Raw genomic sequence first — 18,298 nt, 5'->3', positions numbered from 1 at the left:
CAGTCCTAGGCATTACGTATTGTGAAATATTTGTGTAGTACTCCCTAAGTTCTTCAAGGGAGCACTGTTAAATAGAAGGTGATTGCTGCAATTAATTTAATTTTTCAAGCTTCATACTTTCACTAAAGAATTTGCAGCCTTTGAAAAGTAAAATTAAAGCCAGTACACAAGACAACCCACCAACAATAGATAGAGATGAGCCAACCATTAAGGGGTTAGCAAAAACTTTATCTGTAATGATTGCGACCAGTGTTGTGCCAATACCAAGCCCAATTAAGTTACTGATCAAAAGGAAGAGAGCTGAAAGGCGTGCTCTAAATTGATTTGGTGCTAACATTTGTAAGGCTGTTGCCGAAATTACTAGAGGGAACGATGCAAAGAACATTGCTGGAATGAGTAGGCTCACTGAAAGCCAGAGTTGGTCTGTTTGGGTAAAAAACGAAATTGGAATAATCAGACCAACAATACCAATCACACCTGTAATCATCGGAGCATCTTGGCGTCCTTTTTTGATAAACCAATCATTTAACCAACCTGCACAAAACACCCCTAATGTATTTGCAATTAACAGAATGGTACCAAGCATGTAACCTGTTTCTGTTGGAGCGAGTTGAAACTTTCGGATATAAAATGCGGGTGTCCAACTAGTAAGACTGTAGAGCGCCATAGCATAGAAGGTAAAACCTAAATAGTGACAGGCAAAGGTTTTCGAATGCTTTTTAATAAACTGAAGACATTGTGTGAATTTAACTTGGTCAACTTGCCCGTTTGGGTTGAGCTGCTGACCTTTACGTGCTGGGTCTTTAACTGTCAGGATAAATAGCAAACCAATAATGATGCCGGGTAAACCTACTACTAAAAAAGCGATTTGCCATGCCTTAAGTGCGCCTAATAAAGGAACTTGAATTAAAGTCACGCCTTTAAGTAAATTAATGACATAACCGCCGACTAAAAAGGCAATACCGCCACCTAAAAAAGCTCCAACAGAATAGATTCCAACGGCGCGACCGAGTTTGTCCTTACTGAACATATCGCTAAACATTGAATATGCAGCAGGAGATAAGGCAGCTTCGCCTACACCAACAGCCATACGACTTAAAAATAGTTGAATGAAGTTTTTACTTAAACCACAAGTGGCTGTTGCCAAACTCCAGACAATAATACCGATTGAAATAAGCTTTGGGCGTGAAAAACGGTCGGCAATATAGGCTAAAGGTAAACCCATGACGGCGTAAAACAGTGAAAAGGCAAGGCCATGTAATAGACTAAACTGGGTATCTGAAAGTTGAAGATCGGCTTTAATCGGCTCGATCATGAGAGCGAGAATTTGGCGATCAATAAATGAAAATATATATGCCAGCATACAAAGTATGACCACATACCATGCATAGGCATTGCTTTTCTTCTGTGTCCTTTCAACAGCGATATTACTTTGGTTCATACACTTAATCCTTATGTATAAAACTCTTTTAGAGAAGTTGAATCTCGGCTATCTATGTTTCCTAAAAGATAGTTTGGTGTCCCCCCAATAACTTTTGAAAAATAAATAACCTGTTTGATTGAAGAATTGTCTTATATACAAACTGCATATACAGACAAAGATAGTTAAAGAAGAAGGTGAGAATTTCTATATGATGGAAATATTATTTTCTTTTTATATGTAAAATTCCATTACTTATTGAGTATGTTTGGATACCTAATAGGTATTTAAACAATCGGAAAATTTAGAAATTATTATGATTTGTAGGAAGGAAATGATGTTTTATGATTTTAGGTTTTTGATAAATATTGATATTTTAAAAAAGAGTGAGCAGAAAGCCATATCGGTTTTCTGCTCACTCTTTCATGTTTAAACAAGATGAATCTAAGTTAGCTTGAAGGCATAAGATCAAATAATTTCTTCAACTGGTTATTTAGATTATGGAGTTCATCTTCTGAAAAAGCATTCAAAATACCAGCCAAGGTCACAACACTAATCTGATTAATCTGTTCAACCAGCTCAACACCTTTGGCAGTTAATTTCACCATTGAGATCCGTTCATCTGAAGTAGAAGAGTAGACTTCAACGATTTCATCTTCAACTAACCGATATACAGCCTTGGTTGCAGTGGTTAATTTTAAAGTCGAAAGATTAGCAATATCGGTAATACTTGCTTCTCCAAGGGCATTGGTACTTAAAATAATTTTACGGCGTGTATTATCAATACCTAGTTTTTTTATTGATTTTTCAATAAGTTGAGAATATTTTCCATTAACTTGGGAAATCCAAAAAAAAGGGAAGTTTTGAATACTCGACGGTTCTTTATTAGGAAGAAATTGTTCTAAATGATCAAGCATAGCTAAGCAATAACTTAGTGAAAAAAGGGTAATCCTATTATAAACAAAATTTTGCATATTTCCTTGAGTACAAATTATAAAAAATACTTGACAATTCCATTAAATTTTCTCATATTTTAGTTAATGGATAAAAATACATGGAAAAGTGAATGAATATTGTTAGCCAAAGCGTGCACAAAGGAAGTGGCAAGCTCAAGGTGATGGTCAAAGATACGATTGATATTCAGGGTCTAAAAACCATTGCTGGCAGTCGAGCTTTATTAGATGTTGAACCTGCTCAAGATGATGCCGAGGTGGTTAAAAACATTTTAAAAGCAGATTGTGAAATTATTGCGAAAACAAATTTGCACGAATTGGCTTTTGGAATTACGGGCATTAACCACGCTTTTGGTACACCAGTTAATCCAAAATATCCTGAACTTATTCCTGGTGGCTCTTCAAGTGGTTCGGCCGCAGCGGTTGCTGCTAAACAAGCTGACTTTACTCTAGGCACCGACACAGGTGGTTCTATTCGTATGCCCGCTGCATGCTGTGGAGTTTTTGGTTTAAAACCGACTTTTGGTCGTGTAAGTCGAAAAGGCGTATATCCGCCGTCAAGTTCTTTAGATTGCGTTGGCCCCTTTGCAAATTCAGTCGAAATGATTGAAAAAGCCATGCAAATTATTGACCCAACTTTCAAGCCTACCCAATGTACTAGCGCACCAAAACTTGCTGTTTTAGATGTAAAAGCAGATGAAGTTATTTGGAATTGCATTCAACAAGCCCTTCAAAAAGCGAATTTACAGACGACTTTAGAAAAAGTTGAACATTTTGAAGCTGCTTATGATGCAGGCATGCAGATTATTAATTATGAAAATTGGCAAGCTTTTGGTGAGTTAACCAAAACAGGTTTAATCGGTACCGATGTAAATAATCGCCTGTTAAAAGCTGCTGAAACTACCTTTGAGCAAGTAAAACAAGCCGAAGTTGTGAAGCAGCAGCTGACTCAAGAACTTGATGCTTTATTAGAAAAATATGATGCATTGATCTTACCGACACTTCCGCAAATTCCACCGAAAGTTACTGAAGCTGAAAATACAGTCGCTTTTTTGAATCTGACAGCTTTAGTTCGTCCATTTAATTTATCAGGTCATCCAGTTATTTCAGTGCCACTTGAAACCAGTGAAGGTTTACCAGTGGGCTTACAGATCGTATCGAAGCATCAAAAAGATGAGAAATTATGCGCAATAGCTAAATTTTGTGTTGATGCAATGCAATAAATTACAAGGAGTTAGATGATGAATAAGTTATCTAAAATGGAGTTTTCTTCTCAAGACAAAGCAATTGACTTAGATGCTTTGTGTCAAGAAATTCGTGAGCGTGCCTGTACCGGTGAATTCCATAATCAGGCGTATGTGAGCCAAGACATTATCGAAAAACTTAAACAGATTGGTGTTTACCGTGCATTAGTTCCAAAACGCTTTGGTGGTGAAGAATGGTCACCACGACAGTTTTGCGAATTGATCGAAACTTTATCTAAAGCTGACGGTTCAGTGGGTTGGGTGGCAAGTTTCGGTATGAGCCCTGCATATTTGGGAAGTTTGCCAGAAGAAACGCTTAAAGAGTTGTATCAAAATGGGCCAGATGTAGTTTTTGCTGGAGGTATTTTTCCGCCGCAGCCTGCTGAAATTACCGATGAAGGTGTCGTAGTTCGTGGACGCTGGAAATTCTCAAGTGGGTGTATGGGAGCTGACATTGTTGGCGTGGGAATTTCACCGCTTAAAAACAATGAAATGCAAGGTTTACCACGCATGGCAGTGATGCCTGCAAAAAAAGCCAAAATTGAAATGACATGGGACACCGTTGGCCTAAAAGGTACGGGAAGCCATGATTTGGTAGTCGAAGATGTATTGGTCGAAAAGAAATGGACCTTTGTACGTGGTGAACCTTCAAAACTAAGTGAGCCATTTTTTAAATATCCGTCACTCTCTTTAGCGACTCAAGTGTTAACGGTGGTGGGTATTGGTGTTGCAGCTGCTGCATTAGAAGAATTTGAAAAATTGGCACCCGGTAAAGCATCCATTACAGGCGGATCAGAAATTGCCAACCGCCCAGTGACTCAATATGAGTTCGCTCAAGCAGACGCAGAGTTTCAGGCGGCAAAGTCTTGGTTTTATCAAACCATGGACATTGTTTGGAATGAAATTATTGCTGGACATGAGGCAACTGCTGAACAAATTAGCGATATGCGTCTGGCATGTACCCATGCAGCTCGAGTTTGCGCCAAAGTGACTCGAAAAATGCAAATGCTCGCGGGCATGACAGCGATCTATACCAACAATCCATTTAGCCGTTTTGTAAACGACACCAACGTGGTGACTCAGCATGCCTTTATGGGCGATGCGACTTTACAAAATGCAGGCTCAATCAGTTTCGGGTTAAAGCCAACCCCAGGTTATTTATAAGTTTTAATTTTTAAAAAGGATATCGAGATGGAAGCTAAAAAATCATTACGTGTTTTATTCTGCATGGGTATTAACCAAAACTTTTTTGATGCGGAACCTGCTGAAGCAAAAGCGGTTTGGGCAGCATTTGGTGAAATGTGGAATGGCATTCATGACTTACCAGGTGTTCATGTTTTTGGAAATCTCGATGATGACCAAAGTATGGTTGGCCCAAGTGCAGGTTGGCCATGGACAACATACTTGCTTGCAGATGTCCCAGATATTGAAACCGTACATGCAGCTTGTAATTTGTTTAGAACTACGGTGGTTGGCGAAGGTCCATACAAACTTTGGAAATATTGCAAAGTTGAAGCTCGTGTTGGGCGCGAATTGATTATCCAACGTTAAGGCGACCGCAATGACTGACAAAGTGAATGTTGCAGAAATCATAGAGCGGCTAGAACAGTTAGAAGCGCACAACGCTATTCGTAACTGTCTGAACCGTTATATGGAAATCTGTGATGAGCTCAATGCAAATACAGATCTTGATGAGTTAATGAATCTTTTTGATCAAGACTGTATTTGGGAAGGTATTGGCGAGAAATATGCCAAATCTTTTGGTCGATATAATTCTTGGCAGTCGATTTACGACATGTTTAAAAGTTACACCCAAAAAGAATCTCACTTTGTCATGAATGCTCACTTTGTAAATTCAGAGCAAATTGATGTAAATCAAAACCATGCAAATGCTTCATGGCTTATGTTGCAAACTTCAACGTTTAAAGATGGCCGTAGTCATCTGAATGCAGCAAAGCTCAACGTGAAGTTTCAAAAGCAAGTAGATGGAACATGGAAGATTAAACATTTCCAAACACAGAATATTTTCAGTCGTCCCGTATCGCATTGGCACAGTGAAGCCGAACTGCCAGTACCTTCCCAGGAATGACCTAGGACATATTTAAAAGGACTATTGATATGAACAGTATTATCCCAACGCATAACATTGGCACTGATTACGAAACTTTAGTTAAAAGTGACCGTGCCCATACTTCTCTTTATAAAGATGAACGCATTTTTGATGAAGAAATGGAAAAAATCTTTTATAGCACTTGGGTGTGGGTTGCACATGCCAGCGAAATTCCAGAAGGTGGAAGTTATAAAACCATTAACATCGGTAAACAGCCCGTTGTTGCGGTACGTGATCGTAAAAAGAAAGTCCATGTACTTTTAAACCGTTGCCGTCACCGTGCAGCAACCGTATGCGAACATAAAAAAGGCAAAACCAATAGTTTTGTATGTCCGTACCACGGTTGGAGCTATGCACTAGATGGTAGCTTACGCGGTGTACCATCTCCAGAAAGCTACGGCGATTGTTTAGATAAATCTGAGTTACCGCTAGTTAGTCTATGTGTAGAAGAATATAACGGCATGATCTTCGCTTCATTTAAGGAAGACATTCAACCGCTTGAAGAATTCCTTGGGCCGGCCAAAAAATGGATTGACCTGTTTATGAAACAGGGTGCGGGTTATCCAATTAAAGTGTTGGGTGAGCATCGTTTCCGTTTCCCGGGTAACTGGAAAATTCAGCTTGAAAATACCACGGATGCATATCACTTTCCATTGGTACACAAGTCATTCTTAAGTTCTGTAGATGAAAAAACTGAAGAACTCTTTAACTTCGAAAACCAGCCGGGTTTTGTTGAAGACTTAGGAAATGGTCACAGTGTTATGGTGATGATTCCTGAACTGGTCGATCTAGACGAAGAGCTCATGGAGCGTCCAATTCAAGAACGTTTCGAAGACTTAGCTCAAGCTTTGCGTGACGAAGGTCATGAAGAATTAGAAGTGCGCCGTATTGTGCGTGCAGTCGGTGGTTCTGGCTTTAACTTAAATTTATTCCCGAATATTGCATGTTCGATGGCGTTCTTCCGTGTGTTACAGCCAATTTCAGTTGCTGAAACAGAAATTCATCACTCGGTCATTACGATGGACGGTGGTCCGCAAATTGCCAATCAGTATCGCTTGCGTTTGCATGAACATTTCCAAGGTCCATTTGGTTTTGGTACACCAGATGACTCTGAAGCTTGGGAACGCGTACAACACGGCGCGAATGCAGGTAATGATTTATGGATCATGCTCAACCGTGGTTTGCCGGGCGAAGTGCAAACTGAAGATGGCTTAAAAAGTGATGTCAGTGCTGAAACAGGTATGCGTGCAGCCTATCAGCAGTGGAAAAAGATGATGACAGCTTAAGGAGAGAGCAATGAATATGAATCTGCAATTATTAAATGAAGTCACTGCTTTCATCTGGGCTGAAGCAGATATGTTAGACCACAGCGAATACCGTGAATGGCTCAATTTATGGAATGAAAAAGGCGTTTATATCATTCCGATTGACCCAAACCTAACTGACTACGAAAACAATCTAAATTATGCCTATGACGATAACCATATGCGTACCTTACGTGTAGAACGTCTTGAAAATGGTGAAGCAATTTCAACTGCACCTAAGGCAAATACAGTGCGCAGTGTTTCTCGTGTACGTGTTATTCAAGATCAAGATAATGAAATCGTTTTACGTTGTGCTCAAAACTTACGTGAGTTCCGTAAAGAAAACCTCAAGCATTACACCGCAGATATTACTTACCATCTAACTCGTGATGCCAATACTGGTTTTAAGATTAACCGTAAAATCATTAACTTGGTTAACTCAACCGATACCTTAGCTGGTATTAGCTACATTCTTTAGGAGCGGTAACATGAAACAGGTTGTTTTAGTGACAGGTGCTGCTTCTGGACTCGGTAATGTCATTGCTGAATATTTTGCGAGTCAAGGCCATCAAGTGATTTTGTCAGCAAGTACGCTTGAAAAAGCCGAAAACGCCAAGGCACAAAGTCAATATGCACAAAATATGTTTCCTTTGAAATTAAATATTTCGGTCGAAGCAGATTTTCATGCTGCCGTGCAATGGATTGAAGAGAAATTTTCTAAACTTGATGTGTTGATTAACAATGCTACTGTCACCAAGGCAACGCCAGTATTAGAAATTACCGCAACCGATTTTGATTGGGTGACCCAAGTCAATCAACGCGGCACCTTTCAAGCTTGCCAAATTATTGGCCAATATATGGCTAAGAAAGGCTATGGACGCATCATTAATATGGCGTCTTTAGCGGGGCAAAACGGTGGCACGGCAACGGGTGCGCATTATGCGGCAACCAAAGGTGCGATTGTGACTTTAACCAAAATTTTTGCCAAAGAATTTGCGGCAAAAGGGGTGACGGTCAATGCGGTTGCGCCGGGCCCAATGGAATCACCGATTGTTCATAGTGTGGTGTCAGACGAAAAAATTGAACAGTTCATCCAAAATATTCCTGTTAAAGCCTTGGGAAGTATGCATTTTATTGCTGAAACTTGTGGGTTGCTCGCGAGTCCAAATGCGGGGTTTGTGACTGGTGCAACATGGGATATTAACGGTGGTTTATTCATGCGCTAAGCATGTAGCTTACGCATGAAAAGGGAGTTGAATCATGACTACACTTTATGATGTTGTCGTTAAAAATCGCCATGTTGAAGGCGGAAATATTGCAGTCATGGAATTTGAATCTGCAACTTCTGCAACATTGCCAAAAGTTGAAGCTGGTGCACATATTGATGTGCACTTACCAAATGGGATGGTGCGTCAATATTCACTTTGCCAAAATCCAAATGACGAAGGTAAGTTCCGCCTTGGAATTTTGCGTGACCCTGATTCTCGTGGTGGATCAGTATCGGCTTTTGATGAAATCAAAGATGGCATGCAAATTCAGGTCAGTGAGCCAAAAAATTTGTTTCCACTTTTAAAAGCCAAACACAGTGTATTGATTGGCGGTGGAATCGGGATTACGCCGTTAATCACAATGGCCTATCAACTTGCCTCTGAAGGCGAATCAGTTGAGCTTCACTACTGTGGCGCTAGCCCTGAAAACTGTGCTTTTGTTGATGAAATTAAAAATGGTGAGTTAGCAAAATATACAACTTTCCATTTTAAGTCTGAAGGTGCAAGCCACCGCGCATTTTTTGAATCTGCCATTAAAAATATTGATCTTGAAAGCCATATTTATACCTGCGGGCCGGTCGGTTTTATGGACTGGGTGATTAACCTTGCCACGGCCCATGATTTTCCAGAGCAGCAAATCCACAAAGAATATTTCCAAGTTGAAACAGACACATCTGGAGATTCATTTGAAGTCGTTGCTGAGCGTAGTGGAAAAATCATTATGGTCGAAGTGGGCGAAACCATTTTGCAGGCTTTGGCTAAAGAAGGCATCGAGATTGAAATGTCCTGCGAGCAAGGCGTATGCGGAACTTGCATGTGCGATGTGATTGAGGGCGAACCTGATCATCGAGATGTTTATTTTACTGATGAAGAAAAAGCCAGCAATGAGCAAATATTGGTGTGCTGTTCGCGCTCTAAAACACCGAGATTAGTTTTAGATATCTAATGCTCTCGCGATTTGAGAAGGTTTAGGAGAAAGATGATGAATGTATTACAACAAATAGATGAGTTTACGGTCGATCCACTACAGTTCCGACGAGCATTAGGAAATTTTGCAACAGGTGTAACCATTATTACTGCACAAAATGCACAAGGTGAGAAAGTCGGTGTAACCGCAAATAGTTTTAACTCGGTGTCACTCGATCCACCACTTATTTTGTGGAGTATTGATAAAAAGTCTTCAAGTTTTTCGGTATTTGAAGAAGCGACTCATTTTGCCGTCAATATTTTATCGGGCACCCAAATTGAGCTGTCTAATAAGTTTTCGAGACGTAATATTGATAAATTTGCAGACACAAACTTTCAGCTTGGTGCAGGAAGTGCACCCATTTTAGAAAATTGTTCTGCGGTGTTTGAGTGTGAACGTTATCAAGTTATTGAAGGTGGTGACCACTGGATTATTGTTGGTAAAGTGGTTCGTTTCCATGACCAAGGCCGAAGCCCGTTGGTTTACCACCAAGGCGCATATTCTTGTGTCATGCCGCATCCAAGCCTTCAAGTGAAACAAACTGAAGAGAACGGCGTAGACAAAACACATTATGGGCACTTATATAATAATGTCTGCTACTTAATGAGTCGTGCTTTTAAAGCTTATCAAACCGACTATATTCCTAAGCAAATGGCTTCTGGGTTCCGTACCAGTGAATCACGACTCTTGCTGGTTTTGGCAAGTGGTACTGCTTCAAGTAAAGAAGATTTACCACGAGATATTGCCATGCCAATGCAAGAGGTAGAAAGATCGGCTGAAATTTTAAAATTTGAAGGATTGCTGGTTGATCACGATAATTTGTATGCACTGACCGAGAAAGGTAAACAAACGGCGCAGTATTTGTTTGATATTGCCGATAGCCACCAAAATGAGGTGTTTAAAAAGTATTCTGAGGAACAAAAGGATATTTTTATTACCATGCTACGAGATTTCGCAGGAGTAGCATAAGTCCCATTAAGCTGATAAATTGAATTGATTTATCAGCTTCTTTACATCTAGCTGACTATCATCAAAACAATTCCAAGGATAAGGAATTTTGGCACACAATTTGTTTATCAATAAAACAAGATTGCAAATAAGCCAAGACAGTGCACCACCACAAACGCAAAATTTTGAGCGGTGGCACATGTATAGAGAGGTAAAGGATGAACCAATATGTAAGCGATGCATTACTCACATGGACGCACCATATTAAAAGTGTGTGCGGGAATTTTGAAACCGATTTTGACGGAACCCGTAATTTATTCATTGGTGAAGTTCAGTGCTTTTTATTGGGCGATACCGAAATTGCTTTTATCAAAAACAATGCCAATAAAATTGTCCGAAAAGCCGATGAAATCGATCGAGTGAATAATCGTTTTTGTTTTTTGATTTTGCAGTATTCTGGAAAAATGCTGCTCGAGTATAAAAATGAAACCTTAAGCCTGAATGAAGGCGATATTGTGTTGGTGGACCCGGTCGAAACCATTTCGATGTATCCGCAAGGCTTAGTGAGCCAGATTTCAGTACACTTGTCGCGTGAAAAATTACTTAAAGAAAATATTAGTACCGAATATTTTGGAAAACTGATTACTCAAAATATGAGTGGTTTTTTACTCAAAAATATTTTGAAAAATATGTCTGCTGAAAACATCAAACTTTGGTATGCAACCGAAGATGGTAATGCTTTTGAAGATGCTCTAATTGCTTTAATCAAACCTACAATTAATTATAAAAATATTAATAGCTCTAATAACCTGATGGAAAAAGCTGAGCGTTATATTATAGAGAACTTAGCAAAACCGGATTTAACACCTAAATTAATTGCAGAACATATTGGGGTGTCGTTACGTCATCTCTATCGTCTGTTTCTTCAAGAAAATCTATCTATTAATAAATATATACAACTCAAACGCTTAGAAAAAGTCAAAGCAGATTTACTCGATAAAAGAAATAAACAAAGCTCGATTACCCAAATTGCTTTGAAATGGGGCTTTTGGGATGGCGCGCATTTTTCAAAAATCTTTAAAAAGACTTATGGCATTTCTCCTAAAGAATTTAGAGAGGGTGTGCCTGCTTAAACCTTTCATCTCTTGATGTCATTTTTAGACAAGTTTTGGGTCATTCCTGAACAAGCTAGCCCTATGTAACTGTGTTGAAATTAAATTCATTAGAGCAGGTTAGATGAGCTTAATAACTATAGAACTATTAAGTTGGTCTAATGAATTTCACTCACAGGAAAGTGCATTTTAACTGTCTGATTCAGATAGTTCAGGGATAGATGAAAAGGATGAAACCAATGCGTAAACAACGATTATTGAATGACATACAAAAAATATTGGCACTTAACTTATCAATAGCTGCGAGCTTTTGGGGATTAAATACTCAAGCTTATGCTCATGGTGAAAAGGCCGAACTGGTGTCACTTTATCAAAACATGAGTGAGCAGGGCGCCAAAGTTGTAAAAGATGATTTTACCAATACTTATATGATTACCAAGGGTTCTATGGTGGTTAGAGCCAAACCTAATTCAGATCAGGTTTTGGTGAATGGCAAACCTTTCAAGCTCAGTGTGCCTTTACTAATTAAAAATGGTAAACCTGTTATTGGAAAAGACTTTTTTAATGAAGTATTTCAATCTGGTTTAGATCAAACTTTCAAAATTGAAAATACGTTTCATCCTCTTAATAGCTTAAATTCTGACGAAATTAAAAAGACATTTGATGTGATTAACCGCTCGAAATATGCCTATAAAAATATGCGTTTTGCCGAGTTAAAACTTAAAGAACCAGAAAAAGCCAAAGTTTGGGATTACTTTATTAATCACAAAGAATTTAAAGATGCTCGAATTGCCTCATTTATTTTGTTAAAGGGCAATCAAGCAATTGAAGGTGAAGTTAATCTTAACACTCAACAAGTCACCAAATGGAATGTACTTAAAGACACTCATGGAATGGTGCTTCTGGATAATTTTGAGGCCGTACAGCGTGTAATTGAGACAAGTAAAGAGTATCAAGATGCTTTACGCAAACGCGGCATCACAGATGTGAAGAAAGTGATTGCTACACCGCTAACTGTTGGATATTTTGGCGGTAAAGATGGACTTGATAAACAACTCAATATATTAAAAGTTGTCGCTTATCTCGATGTAGGCGATGGTAACTATTGGGCGCATCCAATTGAAAATTTAGTTGCTGTAGTCGATTTAGATAAAGAAAAAATTATTAAGATTGAAGAAGGTGCGATCATTCCCGTGCCAATGGCAAATCGACCTTATATGTCGAATAAGCCCGTAGCAAGTAAGTTAAAACCACTTAATATTACTGAACCTGAGGGTAAGAACTTTAGTATTACAGGTCAAACCATACATTGGGGCAACTGGTGTTTACATGTCGCGTTAGATTCTCGTGTTGGTTTACAACTTTCAACAGTGACTTACAAAGATAAGGGCGTAAAGCGTAAAGTCATGTATGAAGGGAACTTGGGTGGAATGGTGGTTCCATATGGTGACCCTGATATTGGTTGGTACTTCAAATCTTATTTAGACTCTGGCGAATATGGTATGGGAACACTTACCTCATCTATTCTTCCGGGAACTGATGCACCCGACAACGCTGTTTTACTTGATGCTGTGATTGCAGATTACAAAGGCCAACCACAAGTAATTCCAAACGCAATTGCCATTTTTGAGCGATATGCCGGACCTGAATATAAACATCACGAAATTTTTGGTAATCAGGATGCCAGTGAAGCCCGCCGTGAACTTGTCGTGCGCTGGATTAGTACAGTGGGCAATTACGATTACATGTTTGACTGGGTATTTGCCCAAAATGGTGTAATTGGGATTAATGCGGGTGCAACGGGTATTGAAGCTGTTAAAGGTGTTAAATCACGCACCATGCATGACAGTACCGCAAAAGAAGACACCAAATATGGAACTTTAATTGACCATAATATTGTGGGGACAACACATCAGCACATCTATAACTTCCGCTTAGATATGGATGTAGATGGGGAAAACAACAGCTTTATGCATATGGACCCTGTGGTGAAAGCCAATGACAAAGGTGGTGTTCGTACAAGCTCAATGCAAATTGATAGTAAAGTCATTACGAATGAGCAAAATGCGGCTGAAAAATTTGATCCGTCTACCATTCGCTTACTTACTAATTTCAACAAGGAAAATAAATTAGGCAATCCGGTTTCTTACCAATTAATTCCGTTTGCAGGTGGAACACACCCTGTTGCGAAAGGTGCTAATTTTTCTAAAGACGAATGGTTATTTAAACGTTTGAACTTTATGGATAAGCAAATTTGGGTGACTCAGTACAATCCAGACGAGCGCTATCCTGAAGGTAAATATTCAAACCGTTCCACTCATGACACAGGGTTAGGACAGTTCATTGGCAACAACGAAAATATTGAAAATAAAGACATTGTGGTCTGGATGACAACTGGGACAACGCATGTGGCACGTGCTGAAGAATGGCCAATCATGCCGACAGAATGGGTGAATACGCTTATCAAACCTTGGAACTTCTTTGATAACACACCGACTTTAAACTTGGGTGAAGACGAGCAAAGCACGCAGCACGACCATCACTAAACGGGTGCATGATCTAGGGTGGGTAACGAATCGGTTACCCACACCTGAGCACGGTTAGACCGTTCGAAAAAAAGGAATTTATATGAAAAATTTATTTTCTCAGGTTGTGAGAGGGACTCTCTTTGTCTCATTTTTTTCAACTGTACATGCTGGTGAGCTTGAAATTAAACCGACTTTTGAAGCAACTTTTGGGGCTTTTAGCAGCGGTAAAAGCTATAACGGCGAAAACCTAGATGATGAAAGAATCAATTGGCAAGAAGGCCATCTTAAATATGGTGCTAAAGGTCAATATACCTTTAAAAACAATCAACTCTATGCAAGTTTGAGCGGTATTAGCTCGGCAACATTTGGTGACGGTGATGCAGGCCAAAATAGTAATGGCAAAGAGCACAAAACAGATGTAAATGAATGGATCATTGGCTTTAAAGACGGTACCAATAAAGATGAGTTGACTACTTATGATTTAAGTATTGGTCGACAAAATATCATGATTGGTGATGGTTTTTTCATTGCGGGTGATGCATTAAATCTCGGCAAACCTCCAGCAGATGGCGCCTTAGACCGAGGCGGGGCATATTATCTGGCAGCACGACGCAGCTTTGATTTTACCAGTCTGCTTCAATACAAACCGCAAGAGAATACAACGCTAAAACTGGCTTATTTAAAATCGAATAATAAAGCACAATTTTCATCTGAACTCTTTGTAACTGATCTGATGTATCAGCTTAAAGATAAGGGCGTTGGGTTTACTTACTTAAATGTATTAGACCTTGAAGATGCTGAACAGGTCTCAGGACGAGAAGACCTTAAAAATTATGCTTTGCGGTTAAATTATCAACCTTTACCAGAGCTACAAGTTAAAACTGAGTTTGTAGTTCAAGATAAAAAAGATGGCCAAGAAAATGCAGGTTACGTAGGGCTGAACTATAACTTTTTATCTTCAAAATATACACCTTCACTTGGCTACCGTTTTAGCCATTTTTCAGACCAATACGATCCAATGTTTTATGGGAATACGGTCGGTTTTGGCACATGGTTTCAGGGAGAAGTTGCTGGAAACTATGCTGGTCCATTCAATAAAAATGCAGATATTCACCAAGTTTCTTACAGTATTAATCTAAAAGAAAATTTTATGTTGGGTGCTTTGGCCTATAAGTTCAAAACAGTAAATAAGTCTTTAAGTAATGTGGATGGACATGAGCTGGATGTGTTCTCGGTTTGGTCCGTCAATAAAAAACTTAACGTTATTCCGTTGGTTGGACTCTATAAGCCTAAACAGGATATCCAGAGTGGCGGCACTCAAAACTACGATGACAAAACCAATGTGTATGCGCAGTTGATTCTGCAATACATCTATTAATAGATACTTTTAAATGAATTGAGAGAAATAAAAATGAGTGAAGTACAGATTTTAGCAAGCGTACAGCAATTTATGGCGCGTCAACATGGACATTTTATTGATGGAAAATTAGTTGCTGCTGAGCATTTAGATAAAGTAGATATTGTAAATCCATCGACTGAACAAGTGGTTGCTCAAATTAGTATTGGTAGTCAACACGATGTCGAAAGTGCCGTGAAAAGTGCTGAACATGCTTTTCAAAATGCTTGGGCCGAGACTACGCCGTATGAACGTGGCGTTAAACTAAACAAGTTAGCAGATTTAATTGAGCAATATGGTGAAGAACTTGCTCAGCTCGAGACTTTATCTACCGGAAAACTCATCAATATTTCCCGCCATCTTGAAGTGGCACAATCTGTTATTTTCTTAAGATATTTTGCTGGTTGGGCAACCAAAATTAATGGCCAAACCATGCAACCTTCTATTCCATCAATGCAAGGTGAAAAATATACAGCTTTTACTTTAAGACAACCGATTGGTGTGGTCGCAGGTATCGTGCCTTGGAATTTTTCACTCATGATCGGTGTTTGGAAAATTGGCTCAGCTTTAACAACTGGCTGTACCATTGTGCTTAAACCAAGTGAGTTTGCCAGCTTATCTTTATTACGTTTAGCCGAACTTGCCATTGAGGCAGGTATTCCGGCTGGTGTGATTAATGTCGTTACGGGTAAGGGTGATACAGGACAATATTTAATTGAATCGCCATTGGTAAAAAAAGTCTCATTTACAGGTTCAGTACCAACAGGCATCGCGATTGGTAAGCTCGCGATGAGCAGTGATTTAACTCGGGTAAGTTTAGAGTTAGGTGGTAAAAATGCCATAGCTATTTTGGCTGATGCGAATATCGATGAGATTTTACCAACTTTGTTGCAAGCAACTTTTGTGCATCAAGGTCAAGTTTGCGCATCTCCAGAGCGGTTTTTTGTACACCACACAAAATATGATGAACTGGTCGAAAAGCTATCCAAAGCACTCTCTCAATTTAAAATTGGATCGGCTATAGATGAGGGAAGTATGTTTGGTCCACTCTCTAATCAGCCACATTTTCATAAAGTGAAACATTATTTAGATATGGCAAAAGCCAACAATCAGATTATTGCAGGTGGTGAGGTTTTAGATCAGACTGGATATTTTGTACAGCCGACTTTAATTTCCTTCAAAAATACGGATGATCCTTTATTTTCTGAGGAAACCTTTGGACCGGTGGTCGGGGTAATGCCATTCGAAACTGATGAAGAGCTTATTCAGCTCATGAATCAATCTCGTTTTGGTTTAACCGCAAGTATTTGGACAAATGATCTGTTTAAAGCCTTACGTTTAATTCCTAAAATTGAAGCAGGGACCTTGTGGGTCAATATGCATACTTTCTTAGACCCATCGGTTCCATTTGGTGGTGTGAAAGCTTCAGGAATTGGCAGAGAATTTTCAGATGCATTTATCGAAGATTACACTGAATTAAAATCGGTCATGATTCGCTATTAAGTTTAAAGATTCTACGAGATATAAAAAATGGCCGTTATAGGCCATTTTTTTGAATCATTAAATTAACCTAATAAAAAATCTTTTAAGATTTTATTAAAAGCTTCTGGCTGCTCTACATTGGAAATATGAGAAGCGTTTATTTCTGCAAGCTTTGATTGGGGAATGCGTTGCTGCATAAATTCACCATCTGCAACAGTCGTTACAGGATCTTGAGTTCCAGCAACCACTAATACTGGAACTTTGATGTCCTTTAACTGCTCACGGACATCCGCTTTAGCCAAAGCCTCACAACAATTGGCATAACCCATTGCGCTGCCAGCACTTAAGTCGTTACATAGGTTGTTGACAATTGAAGGATGACTTTGGATAAAGGGATCTGTAAACCATCGCGAAGCTGCTGTGGCTGCGATCGGTTGTAAACCTTGCTCACGTACTAATTTTGCACGGTCAAGCCATGCCTGTTCTTGCCCAATTTTAGCAGCAGTATTTGCCACAACCACATGACTAAAACGGTCAGGGTAGTGAATTGCAAGCCATTGACCCGTTAAACCGCCCATAGAAATTCCACAAAAAGCAGCTTTGCTAATATTCAGATGGTCGAGTAAACGGACAACATCTTGGCCTAATTGCTCTACAGTGTATGGGCCGTCAGGCGTAGATGATGAACCGTGACCACGTGTGTCATAGCAGATCACAAAAAATTGATCTTTTAACTCATTAAACTGTTTTTGCCACATGCCATAGTTGGTGCCCAAAGAATTGGAAAACACTAAAGCAGGGGAAGAAGGTTCGCCAAAAGTTTGATAGTTAATTTGTGCATCGGCAGATTGAAAAGATGGCATTTTTTTCTCCTTAAAGTGCTTCAACACGTTCAATAATCAATGCGATGCCTTGGCCCACACCAATACACATTGAACATAAGGCATAACGACCACCTGTTTGCTCAAGCTGGTTTAAGGCTGTGGTCACTAGGCGTGCACCTGAGGCACCCAACGGATGACCTAAAGCAATTGCTCCACCGTTTGGATTGACCTTGTCAGAATCATCAGGTAAGCCTAAATCACGGGTCACTGCCAAAGCTTGTGCAGCAAAGGCTTCATTCAGCTCAATCACATCCATCTGCTCTAAAGTCAGGTTGGCTTGTTTTAGGAGCTTTTTGATTGCTGGCGCTGGAGCAAAACCCATAATGCGTGGTTCTACACCCACCGCTGTTGAAGCAATGATCTTGGCACGTGGTTTTAGATTGTAAGCTTGAACAGCCTCATCAGAAGCGATCAGTAATGCTACTGCACCATCATTAATACCTGAAGCATTACCCGCAGTCACACTACCATCTACTTTTACAACTGGTTTAAGCTTACTTAAAGCTTCAAGTGTAGTTGATGCACGTGGATGCTCATCTGTGTCAATCACAACAGCATCCCCCTTACGCTGAGGGATTTCAACTGCCACGATTTCTTTAGAAAAAAAGCCTTTGGCTTGCGCGCTTGCGGTGCGTTGTTGGCTCACCAAGGCAAACTGGTCCTGATCTGCACGATTGACGTT

At 39.6% G+C, this 18,298-nt stretch carries 17 protein-coding genes; 13 read left to right on the top strand and 4 right to left on the bottom strand.

Annotated elements, in window-relative coordinates; all coding sequences use genetic code 11:
• Positions 1-91 precede the first annotated feature (91 nt).
• Entirely contained in the window at positions 92-1,441 is a 1,350-nt protein-coding gene (locus tag BMW38_RS18010; protein ID WP_092710646.1) for a spinster family MFS transporter, read from the bottom strand.
• A gap of 428 nt (positions 1,442-1,869) precedes the next feature.
• Positions 1,870-2,337: a MarR family winged helix-turn-helix transcriptional regulator gene (locus BMW38_RS18005; RefSeq protein WP_004642999.1), complete on the bottom strand. Its 468-nt coding sequence runs from the start codon at positions 2,335-2,337 to the stop codon at positions 1,870-1,872.
• Between the two features lie 149 nt (positions 2,338-2,486).
• Here BMW38_RS18005 and BMW38_RS18000 point away from each other — a divergent pair, with 149 nt between their 5' ends.
• From BMW38_RS18000 to BMW38_RS17940, 13 genes are all read left to right on the top strand, one after another.
• Positions 2,487-3,596: an amidase gene (locus BMW38_RS18000; RefSeq protein WP_092710643.1), complete on the top strand. Its 1,110-nt coding sequence runs from the start codon at positions 2,487-2,489 to the stop codon at positions 3,594-3,596.
• Between the two features lie 36 nt (positions 3,597-3,632).
• The gene (locus BMW38_RS17995) at positions 3,633-4,781 is read left to right on the top strand and encodes an acyl-CoA dehydrogenase family protein (protein ID WP_092710689.1); all 1,149 of its coding nucleotides are present in this window, start codon (positions 3,633-3,635) and stop codon (positions 4,779-4,781) included.
• A gap of 27 nt (positions 4,782-4,808) precedes the next feature.
• The gene (locus tag BMW38_RS17990; RefSeq protein WP_000387554.1) at positions 4,809-5,168 is read left to right on the top strand and encodes a hypothetical protein; all 360 of its coding nucleotides are present in this window, start codon (positions 4,809-4,811) and stop codon (positions 5,166-5,168) included.
• A gap of 10 nt (positions 5,169-5,178) precedes the next feature.
• A complete protein-coding gene (locus BMW38_RS17985; RefSeq protein WP_092710640.1) occupies positions 5,179-5,706 on the top strand; it encodes a nuclear transport factor 2 family protein in 528 nt (175 codons plus the stop codon).
• Between the two features lie 29 nt (positions 5,707-5,735).
• The gene (locus BMW38_RS17980; RefSeq protein ID WP_092710637.1) at positions 5,736-7,013 is read left to right on the top strand and encodes an aromatic ring-hydroxylating oxygenase subunit alpha; all 1,278 of its coding nucleotides are present in this window, start codon (positions 5,736-5,738) and stop codon (positions 7,011-7,013) included.
• A 10-nt stretch (positions 7,014-7,023) separates the two neighbouring features.
• Positions 7,024-7,509 carry an aromatic-ring-hydroxylating dioxygenase subunit beta gene (locus BMW38_RS17975; protein ID WP_092710634.1) on the top strand — a complete coding sequence of 162 codons (486 nt, stop codon included), beginning with the start codon at positions 7,024-7,026 and terminating at the stop codon, positions 7,507-7,509.
• A gap of 10 nt (positions 7,510-7,519) precedes the next feature.
• Positions 7,520-8,257 (top strand): SDR family NAD(P)-dependent oxidoreductase, encoded by a 738-nt coding sequence (locus tag BMW38_RS17970; RefSeq protein ID WP_092710631.1) that lies wholly within the window; start codon positions 7,520-7,522, stop codon positions 8,255-8,257.
• A gap of 34 nt (positions 8,258-8,291) precedes the next feature.
• On the top strand, positions 8,292-9,245 hold the full coding sequence (locus BMW38_RS17965; protein WP_092710628.1) for a PDR/VanB family oxidoreductase: 954 nt from the start codon (positions 8,292-8,294) through the stop codon (positions 9,243-9,245).
• A gap of 33 nt (positions 9,246-9,278) precedes the next feature.
• Positions 9,279-10,235, top strand: a complete 957-nt coding sequence (locus tag BMW38_RS17960) for a p-hydroxyphenylacetate 3-hydroxylase reductase component (protein WP_092710625.1) — start codon at positions 9,279-9,281, stop codon at positions 10,233-10,235.
• A gap of 197 nt (positions 10,236-10,432) precedes the next feature.
• Positions 10,433-11,347, top strand: coding sequence for a transcriptional regulator FeaR (feaR, locus tag BMW38_RS17955; RefSeq protein WP_092710623.1), 915 nt, complete (start codon positions 10,433-10,435; stop codon positions 11,345-11,347).
• 209 nt (positions 11,348-11,556) lie between these two features.
• Complete coding sequence (gene tynA, locus BMW38_RS17950) at positions 11,557-13,872, top strand: primary-amine oxidase (RefSeq protein ID WP_092710620.1); 2,316 nt, start codon at positions 11,557-11,559, stop codon at positions 13,870-13,872.
• 82 nt (positions 13,873-13,954) lie between these two features.
• The gene (locus BMW38_RS17945; protein WP_092710617.1) at positions 13,955-15,232 is read left to right on the top strand and encodes a hypothetical protein; all 1,278 of its coding nucleotides are present in this window, start codon (positions 13,955-13,957) and stop codon (positions 15,230-15,232) included.
• 33 nt (positions 15,233-15,265) lie between these two features.
• Positions 15,266-16,753 (top strand): NAD-dependent phenylacetaldehyde dehydrogenase, encoded by a 1,488-nt coding sequence (locus BMW38_RS17940; RefSeq protein WP_092710614.1) that lies wholly within the window; start codon positions 15,266-15,268, stop codon positions 16,751-16,753.
• A 62-nt stretch (positions 16,754-16,815) separates the two neighbouring features.
• Here BMW38_RS17940 and pcaD read toward each other — a convergent pair whose 3' ends face one another.
• Together pcaD and BMW38_RS17930 are read right to left on the bottom strand one after the other, a co-directional pair.
• Positions 16,816-17,595 (bottom strand): 3-oxoadipate enol-lactonase, encoded by a 780-nt coding sequence (gene pcaD, locus BMW38_RS17935; protein ID WP_092710611.1) that lies wholly within the window; start codon positions 17,593-17,595, stop codon positions 16,816-16,818.
• Between the two features lie 10 nt (positions 17,596-17,605).
• The coding region (locus BMW38_RS17930) for an acetyl-CoA C-acyltransferase (protein WP_139193551.1) at positions 17,606-18,298 on the bottom strand (693 nt) is incomplete at its 5' end.

This window comes from Acinetobacter sp. yr461, from assembly GCF_900110445.1.
Taxonomy (GTDB): Bacteria; Pseudomonadota; Gammaproteobacteria; order Pseudomonadales; family Moraxellaceae; genus Acinetobacter; species Acinetobacter calcoaceticus.
Note: the sequence above shows the minus strand (reverse complement) of the source record. Positions and strands in the feature narration are given on the sequence as shown.